Annotated in this window: 15 protein-coding genes and 10 pseudogenes; 13 read left to right on the top strand and 12 right to left on the bottom strand. The window is 73.8% G+C overall.

The features are described 5' to 3' along the window. Positions 1-314 precede the first annotated feature (314 nt). The 3 genes from RBJ77_RS44970 to RBJ77_RS44960 all read left to right on the top strand — a co-directional run bounded on the left by RBJ77_RS44970 (position 315) and on the right by RBJ77_RS44960 (position 2,072). Positions 315-641, top strand: coding sequence for a hypothetical protein (locus tag RBJ77_RS44970; protein ID WP_372350262.1), 327 nt, complete (start codon positions 315-317; stop codon positions 639-641). A 113-nt stretch (positions 642-754) separates the two neighbouring features. Next, a complete protein-coding gene (locus RBJ77_RS44965) occupies positions 755-1,219 on the top strand; it encodes an ABC transporter substrate-binding protein (RefSeq protein ID WP_372350261.1) in 465 nt (154 codons plus the stop codon). A gap of 268 nt (positions 1,220-1,487) precedes the next feature. Beyond that, a complete protein-coding gene (locus RBJ77_RS44960; RefSeq protein WP_372350260.1) occupies positions 1,488-2,072 on the top strand; it encodes an ABC transporter permease subunit in 585 nt (194 codons plus the stop codon). A gap of 545 nt (positions 2,073-2,617) precedes the next feature. Here RBJ77_RS44960 and RBJ77_RS44955 read toward each other — a convergent pair. After that, positions 2,618-2,920: a hypothetical protein gene (locus RBJ77_RS44955; RefSeq protein WP_372350259.1), complete on the bottom strand. Its 303-nt coding sequence runs from the start codon at positions 2,918-2,920 to the stop codon at positions 2,618-2,620. 396 nt (positions 2,921-3,316) lie between these two features. Here RBJ77_RS44955 and RBJ77_RS44950 point away from each other — a divergent pair, with 396 nt between their 5' ends. The 4 genes and pseudogenes from RBJ77_RS44950 to RBJ77_RS44935 all read left to right on the top strand — a co-directional run. Continuing rightward, the gene (locus RBJ77_RS44950) at positions 3,317-4,489 is read left to right on the top strand and encodes an ATP-binding cassette domain-containing protein (protein ID WP_372350258.1); all 1,173 of its coding nucleotides are present in this window, start codon (positions 3,317-3,319) and stop codon (positions 4,487-4,489) included. After that, positions 4,405-5,385 (top strand): oligopeptide/dipeptide ABC transporter ATP-binding protein, encoded by a 981-nt coding sequence (locus tag RBJ77_RS44945; RefSeq protein WP_372350257.1) that lies wholly within the window; start codon positions 4,405-4,407, stop codon positions 5,383-5,385. Before RBJ77_RS44950 ends, RBJ77_RS44945 begins: the two co-directional genes overlap by 85 nt. 841 nt (positions 5,386-6,226) lie before the next feature. Beyond that, a complete protein-coding gene (locus tag RBJ77_RS44940; protein WP_372350256.1) occupies positions 6,227-6,472 on the top strand; it encodes a hypothetical protein in 246 nt (81 codons plus the stop codon). 706 nt (positions 6,473-7,178) lie between these two features. Next, positions 7,179-8,014: pseudogene (locus RBJ77_RS44935) on the top strand (inositol monophosphatase); the annotation flags it as partial. 240 nt (positions 8,015-8,254) lie between these two features. Here RBJ77_RS44935 and RBJ77_RS44930 read toward each other — a convergent pair. Next, positions 8,255-8,587, bottom strand: coding sequence for a hypothetical protein (locus tag RBJ77_RS44930; protein WP_372350255.1), 333 nt, complete (start codon positions 8,585-8,587; stop codon positions 8,255-8,257). Between the two features lie 254 nt (positions 8,588-8,841). On the opposite strand from RBJ77_RS44930, the pseudogene RBJ77_RS44925 reads away from it, so the two are divergent. The 5 pseudogenes from RBJ77_RS44925 to RBJ77_RS44905 form a co-directional block, all read left to right on the top strand. After that, positions 8,842-10,271 (top strand): annotated as a pseudogene (locus tag RBJ77_RS44925) (phytoene desaturase family protein). Between the two features lie 40 nt (positions 10,272-10,311). Next, positions 10,312-10,815: pseudogene (locus RBJ77_RS44920) on the top strand (O-acetyl-ADP-ribose deacetylase). Positions 10,816-10,886: 71 nt separating this feature from the next. Continuing rightward, positions 10,887-11,482 (top strand): annotated as a pseudogene (locus RBJ77_RS44915) (GNAT family N-acetyltransferase). A 161-nt stretch (positions 11,483-11,643) separates the two neighbouring features. Beyond that, positions 11,644-13,121, top strand: a pseudogene (locus RBJ77_RS44910) (AlkA N-terminal domain-containing protein). An 84-nt stretch (positions 13,122-13,205) separates the two neighbouring features. Then, positions 13,206-13,683: pseudogene (locus RBJ77_RS44905) on the top strand (methylated-DNA--[protein]-cysteine S-methyltransferase); the annotation flags it as partial. A 4-nt stretch (positions 13,684-13,687) separates the two neighbouring features. On the opposite strand, the gene RBJ77_RS44900 reads toward RBJ77_RS44905, so the two are convergent. The 7 genes and pseudogenes from RBJ77_RS44900 to RBJ77_RS44870 form a co-directional block, all read right to left on the bottom strand. Then, a complete protein-coding gene (locus RBJ77_RS44900) occupies positions 13,688-13,909 on the bottom strand; it encodes a hypothetical protein (protein WP_372350264.1) in 222 nt (73 codons plus the stop codon). Beyond that, entirely contained in the window at positions 13,813-14,214 is a 402-nt protein-coding gene (locus RBJ77_RS44895; protein ID WP_372350263.1) for a hypothetical protein, read from the bottom strand. The genes RBJ77_RS44900 and RBJ77_RS44895 overlap by 97 nt, the downstream gene beginning before the upstream one ends. Positions 14,215-14,440: 226 nt before the next feature. Next, entirely contained in the window at positions 14,441-14,599 is a 159-nt protein-coding gene (locus tag RBJ77_RS44890; protein WP_372350254.1) for a hypothetical protein, read from the bottom strand. Beyond that, positions 14,596-15,123 carry a hypothetical protein gene (locus RBJ77_RS44885; RefSeq protein ID WP_372350253.1) on the bottom strand — a complete coding sequence of 176 codons (528 nt, stop codon included), beginning with the start codon at positions 15,121-15,123 and terminating at the stop codon, positions 14,596-14,598. The genes RBJ77_RS44890 and RBJ77_RS44885 overlap by 4 nt, the downstream gene beginning before the upstream one ends. Before the next feature lie 390 nt (positions 15,124-15,513). Continuing rightward, positions 15,514-15,645, bottom strand: a complete 132-nt coding sequence (locus RBJ77_RS44880) for a hypothetical protein (protein ID WP_372350252.1) — start codon at positions 15,643-15,645, stop codon at positions 15,514-15,516. A 288-nt stretch (positions 15,646-15,933) separates the two neighbouring features. Next, positions 15,934-16,865: pseudogene (locus tag RBJ77_RS44875) on the bottom strand (nucleoside hydrolase); the annotation flags it as partial. 139 nt (positions 16,866-17,004) lie between these two features. Next, a pseudogene (locus tag RBJ77_RS44870) lies at positions 17,005-17,488 on the bottom strand (NUDIX domain-containing protein). Between the two features lie 1,609 nt (positions 17,489-19,097). Between RBJ77_RS44870 and RBJ77_RS44865 the strand changes: the two are divergent. Then, positions 19,098-19,262 carry a hypothetical protein gene (locus RBJ77_RS44865; RefSeq protein WP_372350251.1) on the top strand — a complete coding sequence of 55 codons (165 nt, stop codon included), beginning with the start codon at positions 19,098-19,100 and terminating at the stop codon, positions 19,260-19,262. Between the two features lie 447 nt (positions 19,263-19,709). On the opposite strand, the gene RBJ77_RS44860 is transcribed toward RBJ77_RS44865, so the two are convergent. The 3 genes and pseudogenes from RBJ77_RS44860 to RBJ77_RS44850 all read right to left on the bottom strand — a co-directional run. Continuing rightward, complete coding sequence (locus tag RBJ77_RS44860; RefSeq protein WP_372350250.1) at positions 19,710-19,982, bottom strand: hypothetical protein; 273 nt, start codon at positions 19,980-19,982, stop codon at positions 19,710-19,712. Positions 19,983-20,308: 326 nt separating this feature from the next. After that, positions 20,309-20,964 (bottom strand): annotated as a pseudogene (locus tag RBJ77_RS44855) (winged-helix domain-containing protein). A gap of 123 nt (positions 20,965-21,087) precedes the next feature. Continuing rightward, a pseudogene (locus tag RBJ77_RS44850) lies at positions 21,088-21,153 on the bottom strand (hypothetical protein); the annotation flags it as partial. Positions 21,154-21,481: the final 328 nt, after the last annotated feature.

The raw sequence follows: 21,481 nt of genomic DNA, 5'->3' as shown, positions 1-21,481 counted from the left end.
ATTGTGCTTCGTTCCCGATCGGGGGCTGGGTGTTTAACCGTTTCGCATTTATCGTGAAACGCTTTCGCGTTTTCGTGCGCCTTCACCCGTACAGCGTGCGGCTCACCCTCAACAGGCGTACGTGCCAAGCTGACCGCGGTCCGCGCGGACCCGCTCCGGCATGGTGATGTCGCCGGCCGCGCTGAAGAAGTACGCCGGCCAGAACTTTCACCAACCACCTTCCTGCGCCGGCCCGCTCACGTTCGTCGCGGAGCGCGTCCGGCGGCGACCGCATCGTCCCCGCCAGGACAAGAACTACTACGACGCCGGACGACGTGCACCCCGACAAGGTCGTCTACAAGCCGATCTTCGACGGCGGCGTCCGCCTCGCCAACCCAGCGCTCCGGCGACGTCCAGGTCGGCGACCAGACGGTGCCCGTCGACGTGAAGAGCGCGCTGACCGACGACAAGCTCCAGCTCTTCAACTCGCCCTCAGCTCGGCTACCAGGGCATCGGCATCAGCACGTCGGCGCAACACCCGTGGCCTCGGCAAGAAGCCCGAAAGATCCGACACGCCGCTCGCGAGCGATGTGCGCGTCCGCGAGGCCTTCGACCTGGCCATCGACCGAGACCTCATCAAGGTCGTCTTCCAGGGCATGTAGCAGGCCCGCGTGCGGGCCGATCTCCCCCGAGGCCCGCGCTCGCCCGGGCGTGAAGTCGTCCGCGTGCCCCAAGCGCGATGTCGCCAAGGCCAAGCGGCTGTTGAAGGCGGCGGGTGAAGACGCCGCTGCACGTCGAGCTGAAGACGTCGACCACCCCCGAGTGGAGCCGCATCAGCCAGGTCATCCAGGCCATGGCCAAGGACGCAGGCTTCGCCGTCACACTCCGCCCCACCGAGTACGCCACGATGCTCGAGGGAGACCGACGACGGCACTACGACGCCTTCAACAGCGGCTGGTCCGGACGGCTCGACCCCGACGGCAACATCGCCAGCTTCCTGCGGAGCGCAGGGTGCGATGAACGCCTACGGCTACTCCGACCAGAAGGTCGACGAGCTACTCATCGCCCGCGGCCGCACCGCCGGAGCCCGACGCCGGTGAGACGCGCCACGATCTACGGCGAGTTGATCCCGCCGCGTCAGTCAACGACGCCCACGCGCTCGATCTACCTCTGCCGCCAGAAGAACTACGTCGTCGCAGGGAAGGACGTCGCGGGCGTACACGTCTCGGCGGCGGCCTGATCCGCGCGCGAAGGATGCGGGAGGGTACGCGCAGATGGCGACCGCTCGGAATTTCGCTCCAAGAGGCGGGGGTTGCTCGCCGGGCACCCCATGGCCAAGTACTTGCTGACCCGCGTGCGGCAGTCCGTCGTCACGCTCTTCCTCGTCTCGATCGTCGTCTTCGCCCGGCATCCGCGCGCGGCCCGGCGCCGGCGCTCGCCCTCGCCGGCGAGGAGCGCGGCGAGGCCCTCGCGGCGATCCGCTCGAGTACGGGCTCGGCGACAACGTCGTGATCCAGTACACCTGCGTTTCATCGGGCGCACGCGCTGCAGGGCGACCTCGGCACGTCCTCCCGTACCGGCCTGCCGGTCTCCGACGCCATCGCCGAGGCGCTGCCCGTCACCCTCGAACTCGCCGCGCTCTCCCTGCTTTTGGCGATCGTCCTCGGCGCGGCGCCGGTGTCGTCGCGGCCGTGTGCGGCGCGGCAGGCCCGCCGGAGTGGATCGCCAGCGCCCTCGCCCTGCTGGGCCTGTCGATCCCCACCTTCTGGAAACTCGGCATCGTCCTCGGCACTCCTTGCCTTCGCCATCGCCGTCCCGGTCTTCGCCGCCTCCGGATTCGTCCTTCGGCACCGACCGCTCGACAACCTGCGCCACGCATGATCCTGCCCGCGATCGTCCTCGGCTCCGGACTCGCCGCCGTCGTGATGCGCCAGACCCGCGCCGCGATGCGCAGACTCGCTCTCCCGCCGACTGCGTCCGCACGGCACCGCGCCAAGGGCCTGTCCCGCGCCGCGAGGGTCATCGGCGGCCACGCCCTGCGCAACTCGCTCGTCACCGTCGTCACCGTCCTCGGCCTGCAACTGGGCCACTGATCTCCGGCGCGGTCGTCACCGAGCAGATCTTCGTGCTCCCCGGCTTCCGGCAAGCTCACCATCGACGCCGTCTTCACCCGTGACTACGCGACGCTGCAAGGCGTGGTGCTGTGCACCTCCTTCGCGTACATCTTCATCAACCTGCTGGTCGACGTGGCGTACTCGGTCATCGACCGCGCATCCAGCTCGGAGGTGCCCGGTGACCACGCTCGCCCTCACAGGAATCGGGCCCGCGCGGCAGCGGCGGCAAAACTGCGCGCCCTGCGCAGGAACAAGCTGGCCATGACCGGCGGCATCATCGCCGCGTGGTCTTCGTGCTCGCCGCGCTGTGTTCGCCCCGCTCGTCGCGCCCTACGACCCGGCGCAGCCGAGGCTTCGACAACGTCCTCGCCGCGCCCGGCTGGTCGCACTGGCTGGGCACCGACGACCTCGGCCGCGACCAGCTGTCGCGTCGTCTACGGCGCGCGCGCCTCCATGCGGGTCGGCGTCCTCGCCGTCGTCCTCGCCTTCGTCGTCGGCGTCCCGCTCGGCCTGCTCGCCGGCTACTACGGCAAGTTCACCGACAGCGTCGTCTCCCGCGTCACCGACACGATGCTCGCGTTCCGTTCCTGGTCCTGGCCGTCGGCCTCGCCGCCGTGCTCGGCCCCTCGCTCACCAACGCGACCATCGCCATCGGCATCTCGCAGATCCCGGCCGTCATCCGCATCACCCGCGCCGAGACGCTCCGCCTCAAGCACGTCGACTACGTGGCCGCGGCCGTCGCCAACGGCGGCGGGGACGGCATGCTGTTCCGCCACATCCTGCAACGCGACGTCCGCGCTGACCGATGCAGGCCACCCGTCCGGCATCCCCGCCGCCCATCATCCGGCGAGGCCCTGCTCTCAGCTTCCTCGGCCTCGGCGTGCAGCCGCCGAGCCGTCCCTCGGCGTGATGCTCTCGATCCGCCCAGTCGCTTCCTCGCGCCCGCGCCCCTGGATGAAAGCGGTGTTCGGCCTCGCCGTCGTGGGCCGCGACCCTGGCGTTCAACCTGCTCGGCGACGGCCTGCGCGGCGTCCTCGACCCCCGTGGAGCGACCCGATGACCGAGCCAGTCCTGAGCGTGCGCGACCTGTCGGTCTCAGCCTTCCAGGTCCGACACCCGCACCGTGCACGCCGTCGACCACGTCTCCACACGACCTGCACGCCGGCGGGGTGCTTTCGCCGTGGTGGGCGAAGTCGGGCTGCGGCTAAGAATCCGTCGCCTCGATGGCCGTCATGGGACTGCTGCCGCCCACCGCGCAGATCACCGGCTCCGTCCGGCTCCGGCGAAGCGCGAACTCGCCGGCGCCGACGCGACAAGACGTGCGGGAAGATCCGCGGCAAGGACATCGCGATGATCTTCCAGGAGCCGATGACGTCCCTGAACCCGGTGCTCACCATCGGCCGGCAGATCGGCGAAAGAGTGCTCCGCCGCCACCAGGGACTGAGCAAGAAGAAGGAGGGCGCGCGCGTGCCGTCCGAACATGCCTCGACCTCGTGGGCATCCCGGCCCCCGCCCAGCGCGTCGACGAGTACCCGCACCAGCTGTCCGGCGGCATGCGGCGGCGCGCGATGATCGCCATCGCGGTGGCCTGCGACCCGGCGGTGCTGATCGCCGACGCAGGCCGACGACCGCGCTCGACGTCACCGTCAGGCGGGCATCCTGGAGGGTCCTGCGGTCGCTGCGCGAACGACCGGCACCGCCATCGTGCTCATCACCCACGACCTGGGCGTCGTCGCCGACATCGCCGACCGCGTCCTCGTCATGTACGCGGGCCGCCCCGTCGAGACAGGCCCCGGTCGACGAACTGTTCGCCACGCAGGCACCCGTACACCGCGGCCTGCTCTCCGCCGTGCTCCGCCCCGAGCACGAGGACCGCCTCCCGAGATCCCCGGTCTCGTGCCGAGCCCTCGACACGCCCAGCCCGACGCGCCTGCGTTCGCCGCCGCGCTGCGCGCGCGCGCACGAGCGACACCTGCACCGCGAGGCCGCGGCTTCAGGGCCGTCCCGGCAGAAACGGTGCCGCCGGAGGCCCGACGCCGCGCCACCGCGCCGCCTGCTGGCACCCGCACCCTCAGGAGACCGCCTCGAGCACCGCCCCGCGCTGGGAACTCACCGGCCTCGAACGGCGCTTCGCGGTGCGGGCGGCACCGTGCGCGCCGCCGACGGCGTCACCTGACCGTCGGACACGGCGAGGTCGTCGGCCTCGTCGGCGAGTCCGGCGGCGGCAAGTCGACCGTCGGACGCTGCGCCGTCCCGCCTCGACGAACCCACCGGCGGCACCGTCCGCATCAACGGCACCGACGTCACCACCATGTCCCGCCATTGCCCTGCGGCCGCTGCGCAAGGACTCCACCTGGTCTTCCAGGACCCGTCCTCGTCGCTCGACCCGCGGATGACCGTCCGGCGGATCGTCGCCGAACCGCTGAAGCTGCGCGGGATCGCCAAGGGAAGCCGCCCGCGCGCGCGTGGCCGAACTCCTCGGCCAGGTGGAGACTGCGCCCCGGCGACACGCCGGCCGGCACCCGCACGAACTCTCCGGCGGCCAGCGCAGCTCCCATCTCCAGCGCCCGCGCGCTCTCCGTGGACCCCGCCCACTCCTCGTCGCCGACGAGCCCGACGTCCACGCTCGACGTCTCCGTCCAGGCCTCCGTCTCCTCCAACCTGCTCGCCGACCTCCAGCGCGACCGCGGCTTCGGCTGCCTGTTCATCACGCACGACCTGGCGGCCGTCCGAAAATTACCTCGCGGACCGGATCGCCGTCATGTACCTGGGCCAGATCGTCGAGCAGGCGCCCACGAGCGAACTGTTCGCCGACCCCAAGCACCCCTACACCCAGGCCCTGCTGTCGGCCGCCCCCCGTCCCCGACCCGTCACCCAGCGCACCCGCGAGCGCATCGTGCTGAGCGGCGAACTGCCCAGCCCGCTCGCCCGCCGCCCATTGCCCGCTTCCACACGCGCTGCCCGCTCGCCGTCGACCGGTGCCGCACGGAGGTGCCACCTGCGCACCCTGGACGGGAGGCCGCGAGATCTACCACCGGTCGCCGACGACGGCACCGCACCCGGCTGCCGCCGCGGCACCCTCTCGTACGATCCCGACCGCGCACCGCCACCCGCTAGGAGCCCTCTTGTTCACCACCCGGCCGACCCTCCAGCACCTTCGGCATGGTGTCCTCCACGCACTACCTCGCCTCCCAGTCCGCGATGGCCGTCCTGGAGGACGGCGGAAAGCGCCTACGACGCCGCGTCGCCGCGGGCGCTGCGTCCTGCACGTCAGTGGCCAGCCGCACCGTGAAACCTGGCTCAAACGGTGTTCAGGTGCCGCGATCGCTCACGGCCGGCGGCGAGGTGCGCGTGCTGATGCGGACATGGGCGTGGCCCCGCCGGCGCCACCGTCGCGCACTGCAAAGGACGAGACTGGGCCTCGACCTCGTGCCCGGCACCGGCCCCCTCTTGCGGCCGCGTGCCCGGCGCCTTCGACGCGTGGATGCTGCTCCTGAAGGACCACGGCTGAAGTCCCTCGCCCAGGATCTCGCGTACGCCATCGGCTACGCGGAGGACAGGCACGCCCAAAAGTCGAGCGCGTCGGCGAGACCGGTCGGACGAGCCGTGCGCGAAGCTCTTCGAGACCAGTGGCCGTCCTCCGCACGCGAGTCTACCTCGTCGACGGCCGGTCCCCCGCGCCCCCGGCTTGAACTGCTGCGCAACCCGCAGCTCGCCGCCACCTGGAAGCGGCTTGCTGATCGGCGGGGCCGGGAGCGGCGGGCGCCGACTTCGCGTCACGCAGATCGAGGGAGGCCCGCCGCATCTGGCGCGAGGGCTTCATCGCCGAGGCCCTCGTCCGGCAGGCGCAGCGCCACCATGGACACCAGCGGCGAGCGGCGCACCGGCACGCTGACCGCGCAGGACCTGGCCGGCTGGTCGGCGACCTAGCCCCGGCGACCTACGACTGGAACGGCTGGACGCTGTGCAAGGCCGGCGGCTGGGCCAGGGCGCCTTCCTCAGCGGCTCGCCCTGCGCCCGCCCGACTGCCGCCTACGGGTCCGCCGACTACGTCCACCTCCTCATCGAGGGCTGCAAGCTCGCGATGGCCGACCACAGGCCTGGTACGGCGACGCGGACCCCGCGAGCTCCCCGTGGACGCTGCTGTCCGCCGGTACAGCGCCGCCCGGCGCGCCCTGATAGACGCGGAGAAGGCGTCGTACGAGCTGCGCGGCAGCCCGCTCGGCGCGCTGAGCCTCTGGCTCAGCGCAGCGAGCGCGGTCGCCGCGGGAGGCCCCGGGCTCGACGCGATGGGCGTCGCGGGCGCGGGCGAGCCCACGGTCGCCAGAGCCCGGCGTCCCCGGTGCCGGGCGAGCCCGACGTGCGCGAGGACGGCCTGACCCGCGGCGACACCTGCGCCACCTCGACATCGTCGACCCGCTGGGGCAACATGGTCGCCGCCACCCCGTCCGGCGGCTGGCTCCAGTCCAACCCGGTGGTGCCCGAGCTCGGCTTCCCCCTCGGCACCCGGCTGCAGTATGGCCTGGCTCGACGAGGGCCTGCCCAACTCGCTCGCCCCCGGCCGCCGCCCGCCCTGCCACCCTCACCCCGTCCCTCGCCCTCAAGGACGGCGTGCCCGTCCTGGCGTTCGGCACGCCCGGCGGCGACCAGCAGGACCAGTGGCAGGTGCACTTCTTCCTGGCGTGTGGCGCTGCGCGACGGCGTGCGCGCGCGGCCTCGACCTCCAGGGCGCGATCGACGCGAACCGGGCACAACGACTCGTTCCCGGGTCCTTCTTCCCGCGCGGCATGCGGCCGGGTTCGGTCACCGTCGAGGCGCGGATGGACGAGGAGGTCGTCGCCGAGCTGCGCCGGCGCGGCCACGACGTGACCGTCGGCGACGCCTGGTCCGAGGGCCGCCTGTGCGCCGTCGCCCGCGACCCGCGCACCGGCATCCTGTCGGCCGCGGCCAACCCGCGCGGCATGCAGGGGAGTACGCCGTCGGCCGCTGACCCCATGAGAGGTGGAATCCCGGTCTTCCCTGGGATTCCACCTCTCGTTCACCCCAGCGGAACGCATTGTCAGTGGCTCGTGTTCTCATGGACCCATGATCGAAACCATCACGGAAAGCATCGACGACTTTCTGGACCAGTACGTGACCGACCAGCTGCTCACCGACGTCGAGCGGATCGTCCGCGCCGCGGCCGCCGCCGAGATAACCCCCGCTTCCGTGGGCTCGCCGCCCACGAGATCGAGAAGAGCGCCCCGCACGACCTCGTGACCGTCGCCGACAAGCGCGCCGAGGAGTACCTCACGCGCGAGCTGGGCGCCCCTGCTGCCCGGCTCGGTCGTGGTCGGCGAGGGAGGCCGTCGCCGCCGACCCGGCGACGTACGAGGCGATCCGGGGCGCGGCCCCGGTGTGGATCGTCGACCCGGTCGACGGCACCCGCCAGTTCCGTGCACGGCGACCCCGGCTTCTGCACCCTCGTCGCCCTCGCCCTGGACGGCGTCGTGCTCGCCTCCTGGACGCGTACGCGCCCGCGCTCGACGGAGTTCGCCGTGGCCGCCCGCGGCCGGGGCGCCTGGCTCAACGGGCGGGCGCTGCACGCCGGTTCACCTGACCAGGACCGCGACCTGCGGATCGCGACCTCGCACCCCCTGACTACACGACGGACGACCAGAAGCGCGCCCTGCTCTGCCTGCGCAGCGACGGATTCGCCCCGCGGCCGTGCGGCTCGGCCGGCCTGGAGTACCTGGCCGTCGCCCGCGGCGCCCTGGACGCCACCGCCTTCAGCTGGGAGCTCGCCTGGGACCACGCGGCCGGGCTGCTGCTGGTCGAGGAGGGCGGGCGGCGCCCACCTCACGCGCGACGGCGTGCCCTTCACGATCACCGGGGACAACGCCCTGCCGTTCACGGCGGCGCGGGACGCGGCTACGGCACGCGGCGGGTGGCAGGGTGCTGTCGGGCGGAGCCTGACCTGGATGTTCGGCGTCCGCTCGAACTCGGCGTCGATCCTGACGTCGAGGACCTCGAAACTCCCCGGCCGTGCCCACCGCCGGCCACTGCTCAGGGCACCCGGGCAGTGCCCCATGTCGACGAGGCCTGGAACGGCACCTCGGACGCCGGCCGGACGAACAGCCCGGTGACGCCCGGCCCCCACGGCACGGCCTCGACCGTGCCCGTCACCCGCGTCCCGTCGGGCAGCGGACCGTCCAGCCGGCGCGTGCACTGCCGGTCGCTGCGGAGGCCCGCCCCCAGACCACGGCGAAGTCCGACCGGGACACCGGTTCGATGTCGGACACGGTCGCGGCGGGCCGTGTCCGCGCCGTGAGCCGGCCGTAGATCTTGTGGTAGATCCGCGCGCCCAGCGTGCCGAACCGCCAGGTCACGCGGGCGAGTTCGGGCCGCGACGCAGCCACCACCGCGGCGCCCCACGGCACGGGCTTCGACGGGGGAAGCAGGTCGGGCGGCCTGACCCGCTCGTCGAACAGCGCCTCCCCGCAGCACGAGCCCACCGTCGCCGACCTCCACCCAGCGGTGAAGGGCTCCCTCGCTGCTCCGGGAACCACTGCGTCATCCGGCGCACCCTACCCGCGCACCGGCCGGCGCCGACCCGGCCGGTGCGCGTCCCGGAAACCGGACGGGCGCGCGCCTCCTTCACGGTCGTCCGGCGTCCCCGGGCCCCGCCGCCCGGTGCTGTCGGTGCCGCGGCATATCCTGGGCGCGCAGTGTGGACACCGGCTGACGAAGGAGTCCGAAGGTGCCGTCGATGCTCGATGCCGTCGTGGTGGGTGCGGGGCCCAACGGGCTGACCGCCGCCGTCGAACTGGCCAGGAGGGGCTTCTCCGTGGCCGTGTTCGAGGCCAAGGACACCGTCGGCGGAGGGGCGCGCACCGAGGGCTGACGCTGCCCGGGTTCCGCCACGACCCGTGCTCTGCGGCGCACCCGCTGGGCGTCAACTCCCCCGGCGTTCCGCGCCCTGCCGCTGGAGCGGTACGGGCTGCGGTGGGCGCATCCCGAGCTGCCGATGGCGCACCCGTTCCCGGACGGCACCGCCGCCGTCCTGTCCCGGTCCGTCGGCGAGACGGCCGCGTCGTTCGGGCCGCGGGACGCCGGCGCGTACCGGCGGCCTCATCGACCCGCTGCTGCCGCACTGGGACGACCTCGTGCGGGACTTCATGGCGCTGCCGCGCACGGCGCTGCCGCGCGACCCGGTCACCCTCGCCCGGTTCGGCCTCGCCGGGCTGCCGCCGTCGACGCTGCTGCTGCGCCGGTTCCGCGACGAGAAGGCGCGCGCCACTGCTCTCGGGCCTGGTCGCCCACGTCATCGCCCCGCTCGGCGGCTTCTGCGACGTCCGCGATCGGCCTCGTAGTTCGCCCTCGCGGCCCACGCGCGCGGGCTGGCCCGTCGCCCGCGGGCGGCTCTCCAGGCGATCGCCGACGCGCTCGCCGGATACCTGAAGCGACCTCGGCGGCGCGATCCACACCGACTACGAGGTGAAGCGGCTCGACGACCTGCCGCCCGCCCGCGCCTACGTCTTCGACACCTCGCCCAGCGCTCCCCTCGCCCGGATCGCGGGCCTCGGCCGCTACTACGACCGGTTCCGGTACGCGGGCGGCCGTCTTGCAGGGTCGACTACGCGCTCGACGGACCCGTGCCGTGGACCGCCCCGGAGGCCAGATCGGCCGGGCACCGTCCAGGTGGGCCCGTACGGCTCGGACATCCGCCGCGCCCTGCGGGCTGCGTCTCGCAGGAGGACCGGGCGCCCGACGTGCCGTTCCTGATCACCGTGCAGCCGGGCGTCGCCGACCGACGCGGGCACCCGCGGGCAAGCACATCGTTCTGGGCGTACGGGCGTCGTCCCGAACGGCTGACGGTACGGTGACCTGACGGACGCCGTCGAGCGTCAACTGGAGCGATTCGCCCCGGGGTTCAGGGACCTGGTGCTCGCCCGCGCCACCGCGGGCCCGCCCGAACTGGTCGCGCGCAACGCGAACTACGTGGGCGGTGACATCGCCGCAGGCGCGGCCAGCGGCCTCCAGCTCCTGCTGCGACCTGCCGTCCCTGTCCCCGTACACCACCCCCCGCATCCCGCGGTCTTCATCTGCTCGTCGTCGTCCCCGCCGGGCCCCGGCGTGCACGGCATGTCGGGTCACAACGCGGCGAAGGCCGTCTGGAGGAGGCTGCGCGCGTCATGAACTCCCGACAGGGAGCCCCGTACCCCTCCCCCGCCTCGCCCTGGTCCGCGGCGACATCACCGAGCAGCAGGTGGACGCCGTGGTGAACGCGGCGAACTCGTCGCTGCTCGGCGGCGGGGAGTGGACGGCGCCATCCACCGGCGCGGCGGCCCCGAGATCCTCGCGGAGTGCCGGAAGCTGCGGGCCTCGCACTACGGCAAGGGGCTCGCCACGGGCCGCGCGGTGGCGACGACCGCCGGGCGGCTGCCCGCGCGGCACGTCATCCACACGGTGGGGCCCCGCTGGTCGGCGACGGAGGACCGGTCGGAGCTCCTGGTGTCCTGCTACCGCGAATCGCTGCGCGTGGCCGCCCAGTTGGGTGCGCGGACCGTGGCCTTCCCGGCGATCTCGACCGGGATCTACAGCTGGCCCCTGGACGACGGGGGCGCGGATCGCGGTGGCGACAGTGCGCTCGGCCGCGCCGGGTACGGTCGAGGAGGTGCGCTTCGTGGTCTTCGACGACCGGGCCGAGGCGTTCGCCCGGCACCTGGCCGAGAACGGGTAGCCGTCCGGGTTCCACCCGCTCCACCGGGACCGCTGGCGCCGACCAAGATCAACAACGGCAGAATGGCCGGTATGTCGACAACGAACACCCTTCGTACCGCCGTGCCCGACGACGCCCCCGAGATCGGGAGCCTGCTCGCCCGCGCCTTCGACGACGACCCGATGATGCGCTGCTTCTTCCCCGACGCCACGACCCGACAGGCGTCCATGGAGCGGTACTTCACGACCGTCTTCGGCCGTCAGTACGTCCACCACGGGCTCTGCGAGCGCACCGCGTCCGCCGCCGCGTTCTGGGTGCCCGCCGAGGACCAGGCCAAGGCCGTGCCCGACGCCGACACCGTCCAGGAGCTCCAGGCGTGCTCTCGGGGACCGCGCCGCGCTGTTCGGGCGGACCGTCGAGGCCGCCGCCGCCCACACGGCCGAACCGCACTGGTCCCTCGCGCTGATCGGTGCCGACCCGGCCGCCCAGGGGCAGAGGCCAGGGAGCCGCGCTGCTGCGCTCCGGCCTCGCGCGGGCCGACGCGGCAGGGCATGCCCGTGTACCTGGAGTCGTCCAAGGAGTCCAACGTCCCGGTCTACGAGCACTTCGGGTTCAAGGTCCGCGACGAGCTGACGGTGCCGGCCGGCGGGCGGTGCTGTGGACAATGTGGCGCCCGGCCGCGGCCTGACCCCGACCCGGGCACCCGGGCCCCACGTTGATGTCGGATTTCGCCAGCCGTGCCGCTCACCATGCCCGATGCTGGAGCCATGTCCACCGAAAAGGCTCACGGCACGGATCGCGGCACGGTTCAGGGGCACGGCTCCCGGCCCGGACCGCCCCACCACCGCCATGCACCTCGACACCGAGCGGTGCGTGCGGGCGGTGCAGGCCAAGGACACCCGGTTCGACGGGGTGTTCTTCACCGCCGTCCTGACCACCCGCATCTACTGCAGGCCCGGCTGCCCGGTCGTGCCGCCCAAGCCGGAGAACATGGTGTTCCACCCGAGCGCCGCCGCCTGCCAGCAGGCCGGGATTCCGGGCCTGCAAGCGGTGCCGCCCCCGACACCACCCCCGGCTCCCCGGAGTGGAACCGGCGCGCCGACGTCACCGCCCGCGCGATGCGGCTGATCGGCGACGGCGTCGTGGACCGAGGACGGCGTGCCGGGTCTCGCCCGGCGCCTCGGCTACAGCGAGCGGCAGGTCGAGCGCCAGCTCCTCGCCGAGCTGGGCGCGGGCCCCCTCGCCCTCGCCCGCGCCGGGCGGGCCCCAGACCGCACGCCTGCTCATCGAGACGACCGCGCTGCCCATGGCCGACATCGCGTTCGCCGCAGTGCTTCTCCTCCATCCGCACCTTCAACGACACCGTTCGCGAGGTCTTCGCCCTCACCCCCGGTGAACTGCGCACCCGCGCGCCCAAAGGCCGCCCGACCGCCCGCGGCGGCAGCGCTCACGCTCCGGCTGCCGTTCCGCGCCCCGCTCAACCCCGGTCAACCTCTTCGGACACCTCGCGGCGACCGCCGTGCCGGGCGTCGAGGAGTGGCGCGACGGCGCGTACCGGCGCACGCTGCGCCTCCCGTACGGGCACGGCATCGTGGCCCTCACCCCGGGCACGGAGCACATCGGCTGCCGGCTGATCCTCACCGACCAGCGCGATCTGACCGTCGCCATCAGCCGCTGCCGCCGGCTGCTCGACCTCGACGCCGACCCCGTCGCCGTCGACGACCAGCTGCGCACCGACCCGCTGCTCGCGCCCCTGGTCGACAAGGCGCCGGGCCGCCGCGTGCCGCGCACCGTGGACGAGGCCGAGTTCGCCGTGCGGGCCGTGCTCGGCCAGCAGGGTCTCCACCGCGGCCGCCCGCACCCACGCAGGCCGTCTCGTCCTCGCCCACGGCGAACCCGGTCGACGACCCCGAGGGCGGCCTCACCCACCTCTTCCCGGACCCCGCCGCCCTCGCCTCGCTCGACCCGGAGTCCCTCGCCCTGCCGCGCAGCCGGCGCACGACCCTCACCACGCTCGTCCGCCGGCTCGCCGACGGCGAGCTGGCGCTGGGGCCCGGTCGGACTGGGCCGGTCCGCGCCCGGCTCGCCGAACTGCCCGGTTTCGGGCCCTGGACCATCGAGGCCATCGCCATGCGGGCCCTCGGCGACCCGGACGCCTTCCCTGCCCACCGACCTCGGCATGCGCCGGGCCGCCCAGGAGCTCGGCCTGCCCCACACCCCGGCGGCCCCTCACCGCGCGGGCCGCGGCCTGGCGGCCCTGGCGCGCGTACGCCACTCAGTACCTGTGGGCCACCGACGACCACCCCATCAACTTCCTGCCCGCGTAAGGGAAGCGCCACATGAAGCAGCACACGAAGCAGCAACATGCGAAGCAGCACCACATGAAGCAGCACCACATGAAGCAGCACCACATGAAGCAGCACACCGTCATCGACAGCCCCCTACGGCCCGCTTCACCCTCGTCGCCACCGGCGGGACTCCTGTCCGGCCTCTACATGACCGACCAGCGCCACCGCCCCGCCGAGGAGACCTTTCGGGGCCCGCGACGAGCGTCCCTTCGGCGCCGTCATCGACCAGCTGAACGCCTACTTCCAGGGCGAGTTGACGGAGTTCGACCCGCCGCTCGACCTGGCCGGCACCGTTCCAGCGCTCCGTCTGGGCGCAGCTCCGGCAGATCCCGTACGGCGAGACCCGCACCTACGGCGAACTCGCCGAGGCCCTCGGCAATCCGGCCGCCTCTCCCGCGCCGTCGGCCTCGCCAACGGCAAGAACCCGGTCGGCGTCATCGTCCCCTGTCACCGGGTGATCGGCGCGAACGGCGACCTCACGGGCTACGGCGGCGGCCTCGACCGCAAGCGCCGCCTGCTCGACTTCGAGCGCGGGACGGCCTCTTCTAGCCTCGGGGCCCGGACGACAGCCCTAGGCTCCGGCGAGTTCGCCCAGCAGGCGCAGCGCGCTTCGTGCCGATCGGCTCCCGCACGACCTCGTCGGCGACGTCGTCGTATGTCGGCTCGGCGTTCACCACCACCAGGCGGGCGCCGTGCTCCCGCGGCCAGCCCTGGGCCAGGCCCGCCGCGGGCTGCACCTGGAGGCTGGAGCCGACCGCGAGGAACACCTCGCAGGCCTTGTGATCGAGACCGCCTCGGCGAGCACCACCGGGTCGACGCGCTCGCCGAACATCACCGTCGTCGACTTGAGGATGCCGCCGCAGAGCGGACAGCCGGGATCGTCACATCGCCCGCCTCGACCCGGGCCAGCGCCGCCTCCATCGCGCCGTGCTCCCCCGCACTCCGTGCACACGAACCGCCGCGCGGGAGCCGTGCAGTTCAGAGCACCTTGCGGGCGGGCAGCCCGGCGAGCTGGTGCAGCCCCGTCCACGTTCTGCGTGAGGACCCGGACCCGGACGCCGGACGCCGACAGGCCGGCGATCGCACGGTGCGCCGCGTTCGGCTCGGCGGTCAGCGTTCAGCGCCCGGAGCCGCACCTGCCAGGCGCGGCGCCGGATCTCCGGGTCGTTCATGTAGTACTCGTACGTGACGAGCTCTCGGCGTCCGGATCCTTGCGCCACACCCCGTTCCGGGACCGCGGTAGTCGGGGATGCCGGAGTCCGTGCTGATGCCGGCGCCGGAGAGGATCGCAACCAGGGTCATGGCGCCGCACCGTAGGTCAGGGCCTCGGTCGCGTCCACCGGTTTCGGGATGAGCAGCGAGGCGAACAGGGCCGCGACGATGAGGACGAGACCCGCCACGACGCCGGCGCTGTAGCCCCCGACGGACGACCCGTCGGACGGGGCGACCGCGTTCACGGCCGCGTAGAGGGACGACGAAGCTCAGCCCCGCGCCCAGGTTGAAGCAGCCCGCGTTCAGGCCCGGCAGGAAGCCCGGGTTCTCGTGCGGGGAGAGCAGGATGCCCAGACCGTTGAGCATGATGTTGACCGTGCCCGCGTAGGTCACGCCGAGCAGGATCGACGAGGTGAGGAGGCAGGCCCGACGAGCCGGTGTGCAGGGTCAGCAGCAGCCAGCACCGTGGCGGCGGCCGTGGCGACCAGGCCGATGCGCAGGACGCGGCCGTAGCCGTACGTCGCCGCGAGACGGCCCGCGAGGGGCCCATGGCCAGGCCCGCGAGCGCGTACGGGGTGAGCGTCCACCAGGTGGCGCCCTGGGCGCCGAGCCCGAGGCCGACCGCCGTGTCCTGGGCGACGGGCAGCAGCCCGTTCATGATCGCGAAGACGCCGGTCATGGTGAGCATCGTCGACAGCAGCAGCGACCAGGTGGCGCGCCGTTTCAGCAGGTGCGTGGTGACCAGCGGATGCTTCGCACGGTTCTCCATCCCGCCAGAACGCCCAGAACGCGAGCGCGGCCAGCACGGTCAGGCCGGCCGCCAGGTGCCAGTTCGCGTCGCCGAGCTTGCCCGCCTCGTTGAACGCGATCAGCAGCGCGCCGATCGGAGACGACGAGGAGCGCGACGCCCGAAGCCAGTCCATCGGCGGCCGCTCGTCGGCCCGCGACTCGGGCGCGAAGAGACCGGACGAGCAGCGCCTGCGAGGGCGGCGAAGGCCCGTCGCGACTCGGCAGACTGAGGCGTAGCCGTGGTGTTCGGCGAGCGAACCACGCCCGCAGAGCAGAGTCGACGCAGCCGGCGATGCCGCCGTTGACGGCCGTGACGACGCCGAGCGGCGTGCCGTACCGCTTGTCGGGCACCTCGACGCGCAGCGCATGATCAGCGCGCGAGCGGGATCGTCGGCCCGGACGCGCCCTGGACGACGCGGCCGACCGCGAGCATCCCGACGGACCCGGCGAGCGCGGACACCACGCAGCCGACGGCCATCAGGACCATCATCGCGGTGAGCACCCCTGCGGCGGCCGATCAGGTCGCCCAGGCGCGGCAGGAACAGCGAGAACAAAGCGCGGGCGGCCGTGAAGATAGGCTGTCTGGGTGACGCTGATGGCAGAGTCGGCAGGTGTAGCAGCCTCGGCACATCGTGCCTTGCAGGGCGGGGCCGAGCATCGAGGCGTTGGAGCTCGAATGGCGAAGTCTGGCCGCGAGCAGCGCGAAGACCATGAGGGCGCCGACCTGCCGGGCGTCCCGCGCGCGACGTCGGCCGGTCGGTGCGAGGCGGCGACGTTCATGCCAGTGCGGGTCTCCGATGCGGACGAGGGCGGTCCACGACGAGGTCCCAGAACCGGTCGTGGTCGAGGTCGACGGCGACCTGCGTGTAGCAGTCGGCGGGCGCGGGGAGCGCAGGTCGGTCACCGTCATGCCGAGGGTGAAGCGCGCCGCGCAACTCGATGTCGACGGGCGCCCTGCACGGTCATCACGGCCGGGTCGATGACGTACGCGACGGCGCACGGGTCGTACACCGGCGGGTGCTCGAAGCCCTGATTCTCGCGGTACGCCCGCGGAAGAGAGTCGAGGAGCTCCAGGACGAAGCGGGCCGGCTCGGTGCCGACGGCCCTGATCCGTTCCTCGACGGCGGGGGTGGCCAGGGCCTGGTGGGTGAGGTCGGGGCCGACCATGGTCAGCGGCCACTTTCGTTGAAGACGATGCGCGGCCTCGGGGTCGATCACGATGTTGAACTCGGCGACCGCGCTCCAGTTGCCCTCGTGGAAGCCGCCGCCCATCAGCACGACCTCGCGGGACCCGCTCGACGATGCGCGGCTCCCTTGCGGGCGGCCAGCGCGATGTTCGTCAGTCCCGCCGTCGGTACGAGGGTGATCTCGCCCGGCCTGTGCGCCATCACGGTGTCGATGATGAGGTCGACGGCGTGCCGGCCGTCGAGTCCGAAGGCGGGCTCGGGCAGATCGGGACCGTCGAGGCCGCTCTCGCCGTGGATCTCCGGCGCCGTCTCGATCTCCCGGACCAGCGCGGGACAGCCCTGCCCGCCGCGAACGGGACGCCGGTGATGCCCGCGATCGCCGCCACGGACAGGGCGTTGCGGGTCACCTCTCCAGGGTCTGGTTGCCGACCACGGTGGTCACGGCGACGAGGTCGACGTCCGCTGCCGTGCGCGAGCGCATCGCGATCGCGTCGTCGTGCCCCGGGTCGCAGTCGAGGATGATCTTCCTGGCCAACGGTTCGAGCCCCTTTGCTCCGGTGGAGAAAACTGTCCACGCAAAGCTCACCGGGCGCCACACGAGTTGTCAACGCGCGTAGATGACCAAGTCCGAGGTGCTGCCTTGTGCGGGACCTCCGAAAACCGGAGGGGGTCGTTCAGGCCACGGGTTCGCCGTTCTCCAGCTCCACCGCGCCGCTGCCGCCGTCGAGCACGTCGAGCGCGGCGGCCACCCGGCAGCGGGCCCGGCAGGTGCGCATCGAGCTCGGCCCGCCACGAACCGCCACGACAGCAGCTCCGCCTCCTGGAGCCTGATCGCCGTCACCTGCTCGGGGGCGAGGACGCCGCCGTCGTGAGAGGTACGCCACCAGCGGCGGGCGTCCCGCGCCGGGCACCCAGTCCACGGCGAGCAGCCGGCCCGGCGCGACGTCGAGCCCGATCTCCTCCAGCGTCTCGCGCCGTGCGCCCTGCCGCGGTGTCTCCCCGTCGTCCGACTCCACGGTGCCGCCGCAGCGCCCAGCCCTCCCGGTAGTTCGGCTCGACGAGCAGGACCCGGCCGTCCCCGTCCCGGAACAGGGTGGCGGCGCCGACCAGCACGCGGGGCAGCCCGGCTATGTATGTGGCGTAGTCAAGGGTGGTCACCGGGCCACCCTAACGACGGGGGCGCGGGGCGGGCGTGGGCGTAGGACGCGGTCTCGCCGCGGTCTTCCGGAACAGTCCGTACGCGAGGACCGGCAGCAGCAGGTGCGCCTGCCGGGCAGCGCCGTGCGAGCAGCACGGCGCTCGCGCTGCTGCCGTTCATCCTGCACGCCAACGTCACCGACGAGGCGGCCGCGTCCAGGCGCAGGCGCGGGCCGCGATCCGGCCCACCGCGAACGACAGCGCGCACACACCGCGCCGGCCACCGCCAGCGCGGCGGCCAGCAAGCAGCGGGCGCGGTGGGCGAGGAAGGAGGCCAGGCGCCGCTGGCATTGGCGTACGTCACTGTGACGAGGGAACTGGCGAGGGCCGTCGGCACGACCCCGGTGAGGAGCGCGGCGCAGCCACGACGCGGGCAGGGCGAGCCGGCAGCCGATGCCCGCCGCGCACGGCAGCACCACCGCTCAGCGCAGCGAAGCCGCCGCTCGACGCGCGCCCGGCGGCGGCCAGGCTGCCCGCGCCGCCGCCTGAGCAGCGGGGTCAGCGCCCGGACGGTGACCGACGGACAGGAGCGACTGGAGCAGCGTGGACGCGTGCACGAGGCCCACCATCGCCGGCTGGTCCCCTGCCCCTTGCCCGTCCACGGCGGTCGCGCCCGCCGCGACCGGCATCGCCACGATCAGCGATCATCGCGGCGACCAGACCGCTGCCGCCGTCGCTGTCCGGCAGCGGCGCAGCACGAAGGCGACGAGCAGGCACGATCAGCAGCGGCGCGGCCAGGTGCAGCGCGAGCCCGGCGAGCAGGGCGCGGGGTCGCCGCACCAGGCGGCCGAGCGGCCCGTACGGGGGACCTGGACGCCGGCCGCGCCACAGGCACCAGGCCGAGGAGCAACGGGGTGATGTGCAGCGGGAAGGTGGTGCAGCGGGACCTGGACCGGACGGACGCGGGCCGCGCAGCCACATCGCCGGGCGGGCAGCAGCGCGGCCAAAGCAGATGGGCGACCCCGACGGGCCCGCCTCGAGCCGTCGGCGCAGCCAGGAGGCCAGGCGACTCGGAGGAGAGGGAGCGAGGGGGAGGGGGAGGGGGACGGGCGTGGCGGGAGGGTGCGGAGGAGGAGCGGGGCGGGCGGGACGGTCATGGCAAGCGACGCGTCCACCGCGGGCCGCGGCATCGGGCCGGACGCCGCGCGGCGGTCAGGGATGCGTTCAGGTTCGGGGGCGGGGGCCGGTGTGCCGGCCGGTGGATCGGCCGTGGTGCGGCGGTGGTCGGCCGTGCGGTGGCGTGCGGATCGGGTGCGGCGTCGGCCGGTGGCGACGGGTCGCGCTGCGCCAGTCCGTGAGCCAGCCGGCTCGGCAGGGTGACGGACGGAGCGCCCGCGAGGGCGCGCCGGGGTCGCCCGGCGGCAGGGTGACGGTGTAGCGCTCCGCCGGGGATCGCCGTGGTCAACCGGGTGGCAGCAGGACCGTGAAGCGGGCGCCGGGAGCGTGGTCGGGTCGTGGGTGACGCCGCCTCCGGCGGAGCGGGCCAGGCGGGCGGGCGAGGGGGAGGCCGAGTCCCGCGCCGTGGTGGCCGTCGTGCGGGTCGGCGCGCTGTCCCGCCGGAACATGCCCGGTGAACGCGGCGGGTACGCCCGCCGTCGTCGGTGACGTCGATGCGGACTCGATCCGGCTCGCCGCCGACGCGGACGACGACGCGGGTGCGGGCGTGGCGCAGGGCGTTGGCGAGCAGCGGGCCGACGACGCGTTCGAGGAGGGCGGAGATCCCGGCTCGCGGTGAGCGTGCCGCCACCAACTCGACCGAGAGGCTCGGGCGGGCGGGTGCGTACGTGAGTTGGGTGAGGCCGCTGGTTTCCAGGGTGTCGGAGGTGCCGGTGGCGGGTGCCGCCGCCGGAACCGGTCGCGCGGGCCTCGTCCAGGAGGGTGTCGCAGATGGTGCGCATGGACTGCGCGGCCGCGTCGATCGCCGCGTGGCCGGTGCGGAGCTCGGCGGCCGACCGGGGACGGGAGCGCAGCCAGTCCACCTCCGCGACGATCCGGCCTCAGCGGGGTGCGCAGTTCGTGCGAGAGTTCCCCGGTCAGCTGCCGCTCATGGCGCAGCAGCGCACGGATCCGGTCCAGGAGCGCGTCCAACGAGCCGCCGAGACGGTCGAGTTCGGCCGCGATGGGCCGGCGTCCGAGAAACGGGCGTCGGAGGTCACCGCGCTCCACTGCGCGGCCTGCTCGGTCATGCGGCGTGCACCGGGCGCAGCGCGCGCCCGACGGCCAGTCGCGTCACGGCGTAGGTGCAGCCCAGCATGACCGCGTCGAGGGCGAGCGAGCCGAGCAGCAGGGTGTCGGCCGAGCTCCGGTAGGGCGCCAGGTCGAGGGCGGTGACGACGGTGACCGCCCCGCCGGTGCGGGCCACGGTCCTGGCGCACAGCCGGACGCCGGCCGGCTCGCTGGCGGTGACGCAGCGCCGCCCGCCGGGCCCGGCGAGGTGCGCGGCGATCCGGGTCAACCGGGGTGCGGGGGGACGGGGGTTGTTCGAGCGGCCGGGCCCCGTCGTAGATCCACATGTTCGCGTCGAGGAGCTGGTCGTCGGCGGTCTCCAGGACGCGTACGGGGACGTGGCCGGTGTCCACGGTGGTGGCGGCCGCCGCGGCGCGCGTGCGCAGGGCGTCGTCGGCCCGCCGGCGCAGGTGCTCGCGGGCGACGGCGTTGAAGACGAGGGTGAGCAGCACCATCACGAGCGTGGCGGCGGTGAGCGCCACCAGGAGAGCCAGGCCGCGCAGGGTGCGCGGCGAGCGGCCTTTCTGATGAGGCGGTTGGCGGAGGCGCGGCGGTTCACGACAGGCGGTGGCCGATCCCGCGCGCCGTGCCGATCGTCAGCGCGCGTCCGCCGCGCGCAGCTTCCGGCGCAGCCGTCAGGTACCGGTCGGCAGTGTTGTCGCTGACCCGGGCGCCCCGGGCCAGCCCGGCGACCCAGGCGCGCGCCGCACCAGGTCCCCGGACGCCGCGAGCAGCGTGGCCAGCAGCCGGAACTCGGTGGGCGTGAGATCGACCGGGCGGCCGCGCACTGTGCAGCGGTGCGCGACCGTCCAGGGTCAGGTCCCCGCGGCGGCCGCGGTGTCAGGCCCGGCCTGGCGCAGCGCGCGGCGCGCAGCCGGGCCGCGAGCTCGGCGAGGTGGAAGGGCTTGGGCAGGTAGTCGTCGCCGCCCGCCGCGAACCCGGCGAGCCGGTCCGCGAGTCGGTGATGGGCCGTCAGGAAGACGACGGGGGAACGGAACCGGTCGCCCGCATCGCCTCGGCACACGTCCCGGCCGTCCGCGTCGGGCAGTCCGATCGCCGAGCACGGCGGCCGCCACCCCGTCGGTGGACAGCCGCAGCGCGGTCGCGCCGTCGGGCGCGCACACCGTGTCGAAGCCCTCGTCGCGCAGCCCGCGCACCAGCACGTCACGCAGGGCGTGATCGTCCTCCACCAGCAGAATCCTGTGGCGCACGGTCCTCCAGCGGCAAGCGGGCGCGACCGGTCGCGCCCGCGACGAGACGGTCCGCAGCCACCAGGCCGCCGCACACAGACACAGCCCCAGCCAGCCGACGCCGAGCAGCCAGCCGCCGAGCACGTCGGAGATCCAGTGCACGCCGAGGTAGACCCGGGTCAGCCCGACCAGCAGTCCCCAGCAGGCCACCACCACGACGAGCGGCGCCCGGCAGCGCGGGGCGCGCAGCAGCAGGGCGACGACGAGCAGCCCGGGCGGTCAGGGCGGCCGTCGTGGTGTGCCCGGACGGAAGGACCAGCCCGACGCGGCCGTCCGCCAGTCCGCCTGGCCGGCCGCCGCCGGTGCACCAGCGTCATCAGGCCGAACCGCACGGCCTGCCCCTGCGGCGAGGCAGCCCACGGCGAGCGCGGCCCAGGCCAGCCGGTGCCGGGCGGTGCGGCCGAGCAGGAGCCCGGCCAGGACCACCAGCCCGTACGCGACGACGCGCCCGTCCCCGTCGCGGTGAGCCCGCGGGCCA

The sequence above is a fragment of the Streptomyces sp. KL116D genome, from assembly GCF_030766975.1.
In the GTDB taxonomy this organism is placed as follows: domain Bacteria; phylum Actinomycetota; class Actinomycetes; order Streptomycetales; family Streptomycetaceae; genus Streptomyces; species Streptomyces longispororuber_A.
The sequence above is the reverse complement of the archived record's forward strand: the minus strand, read 5'-3'. Positions and strand labels throughout refer to the sequence as shown.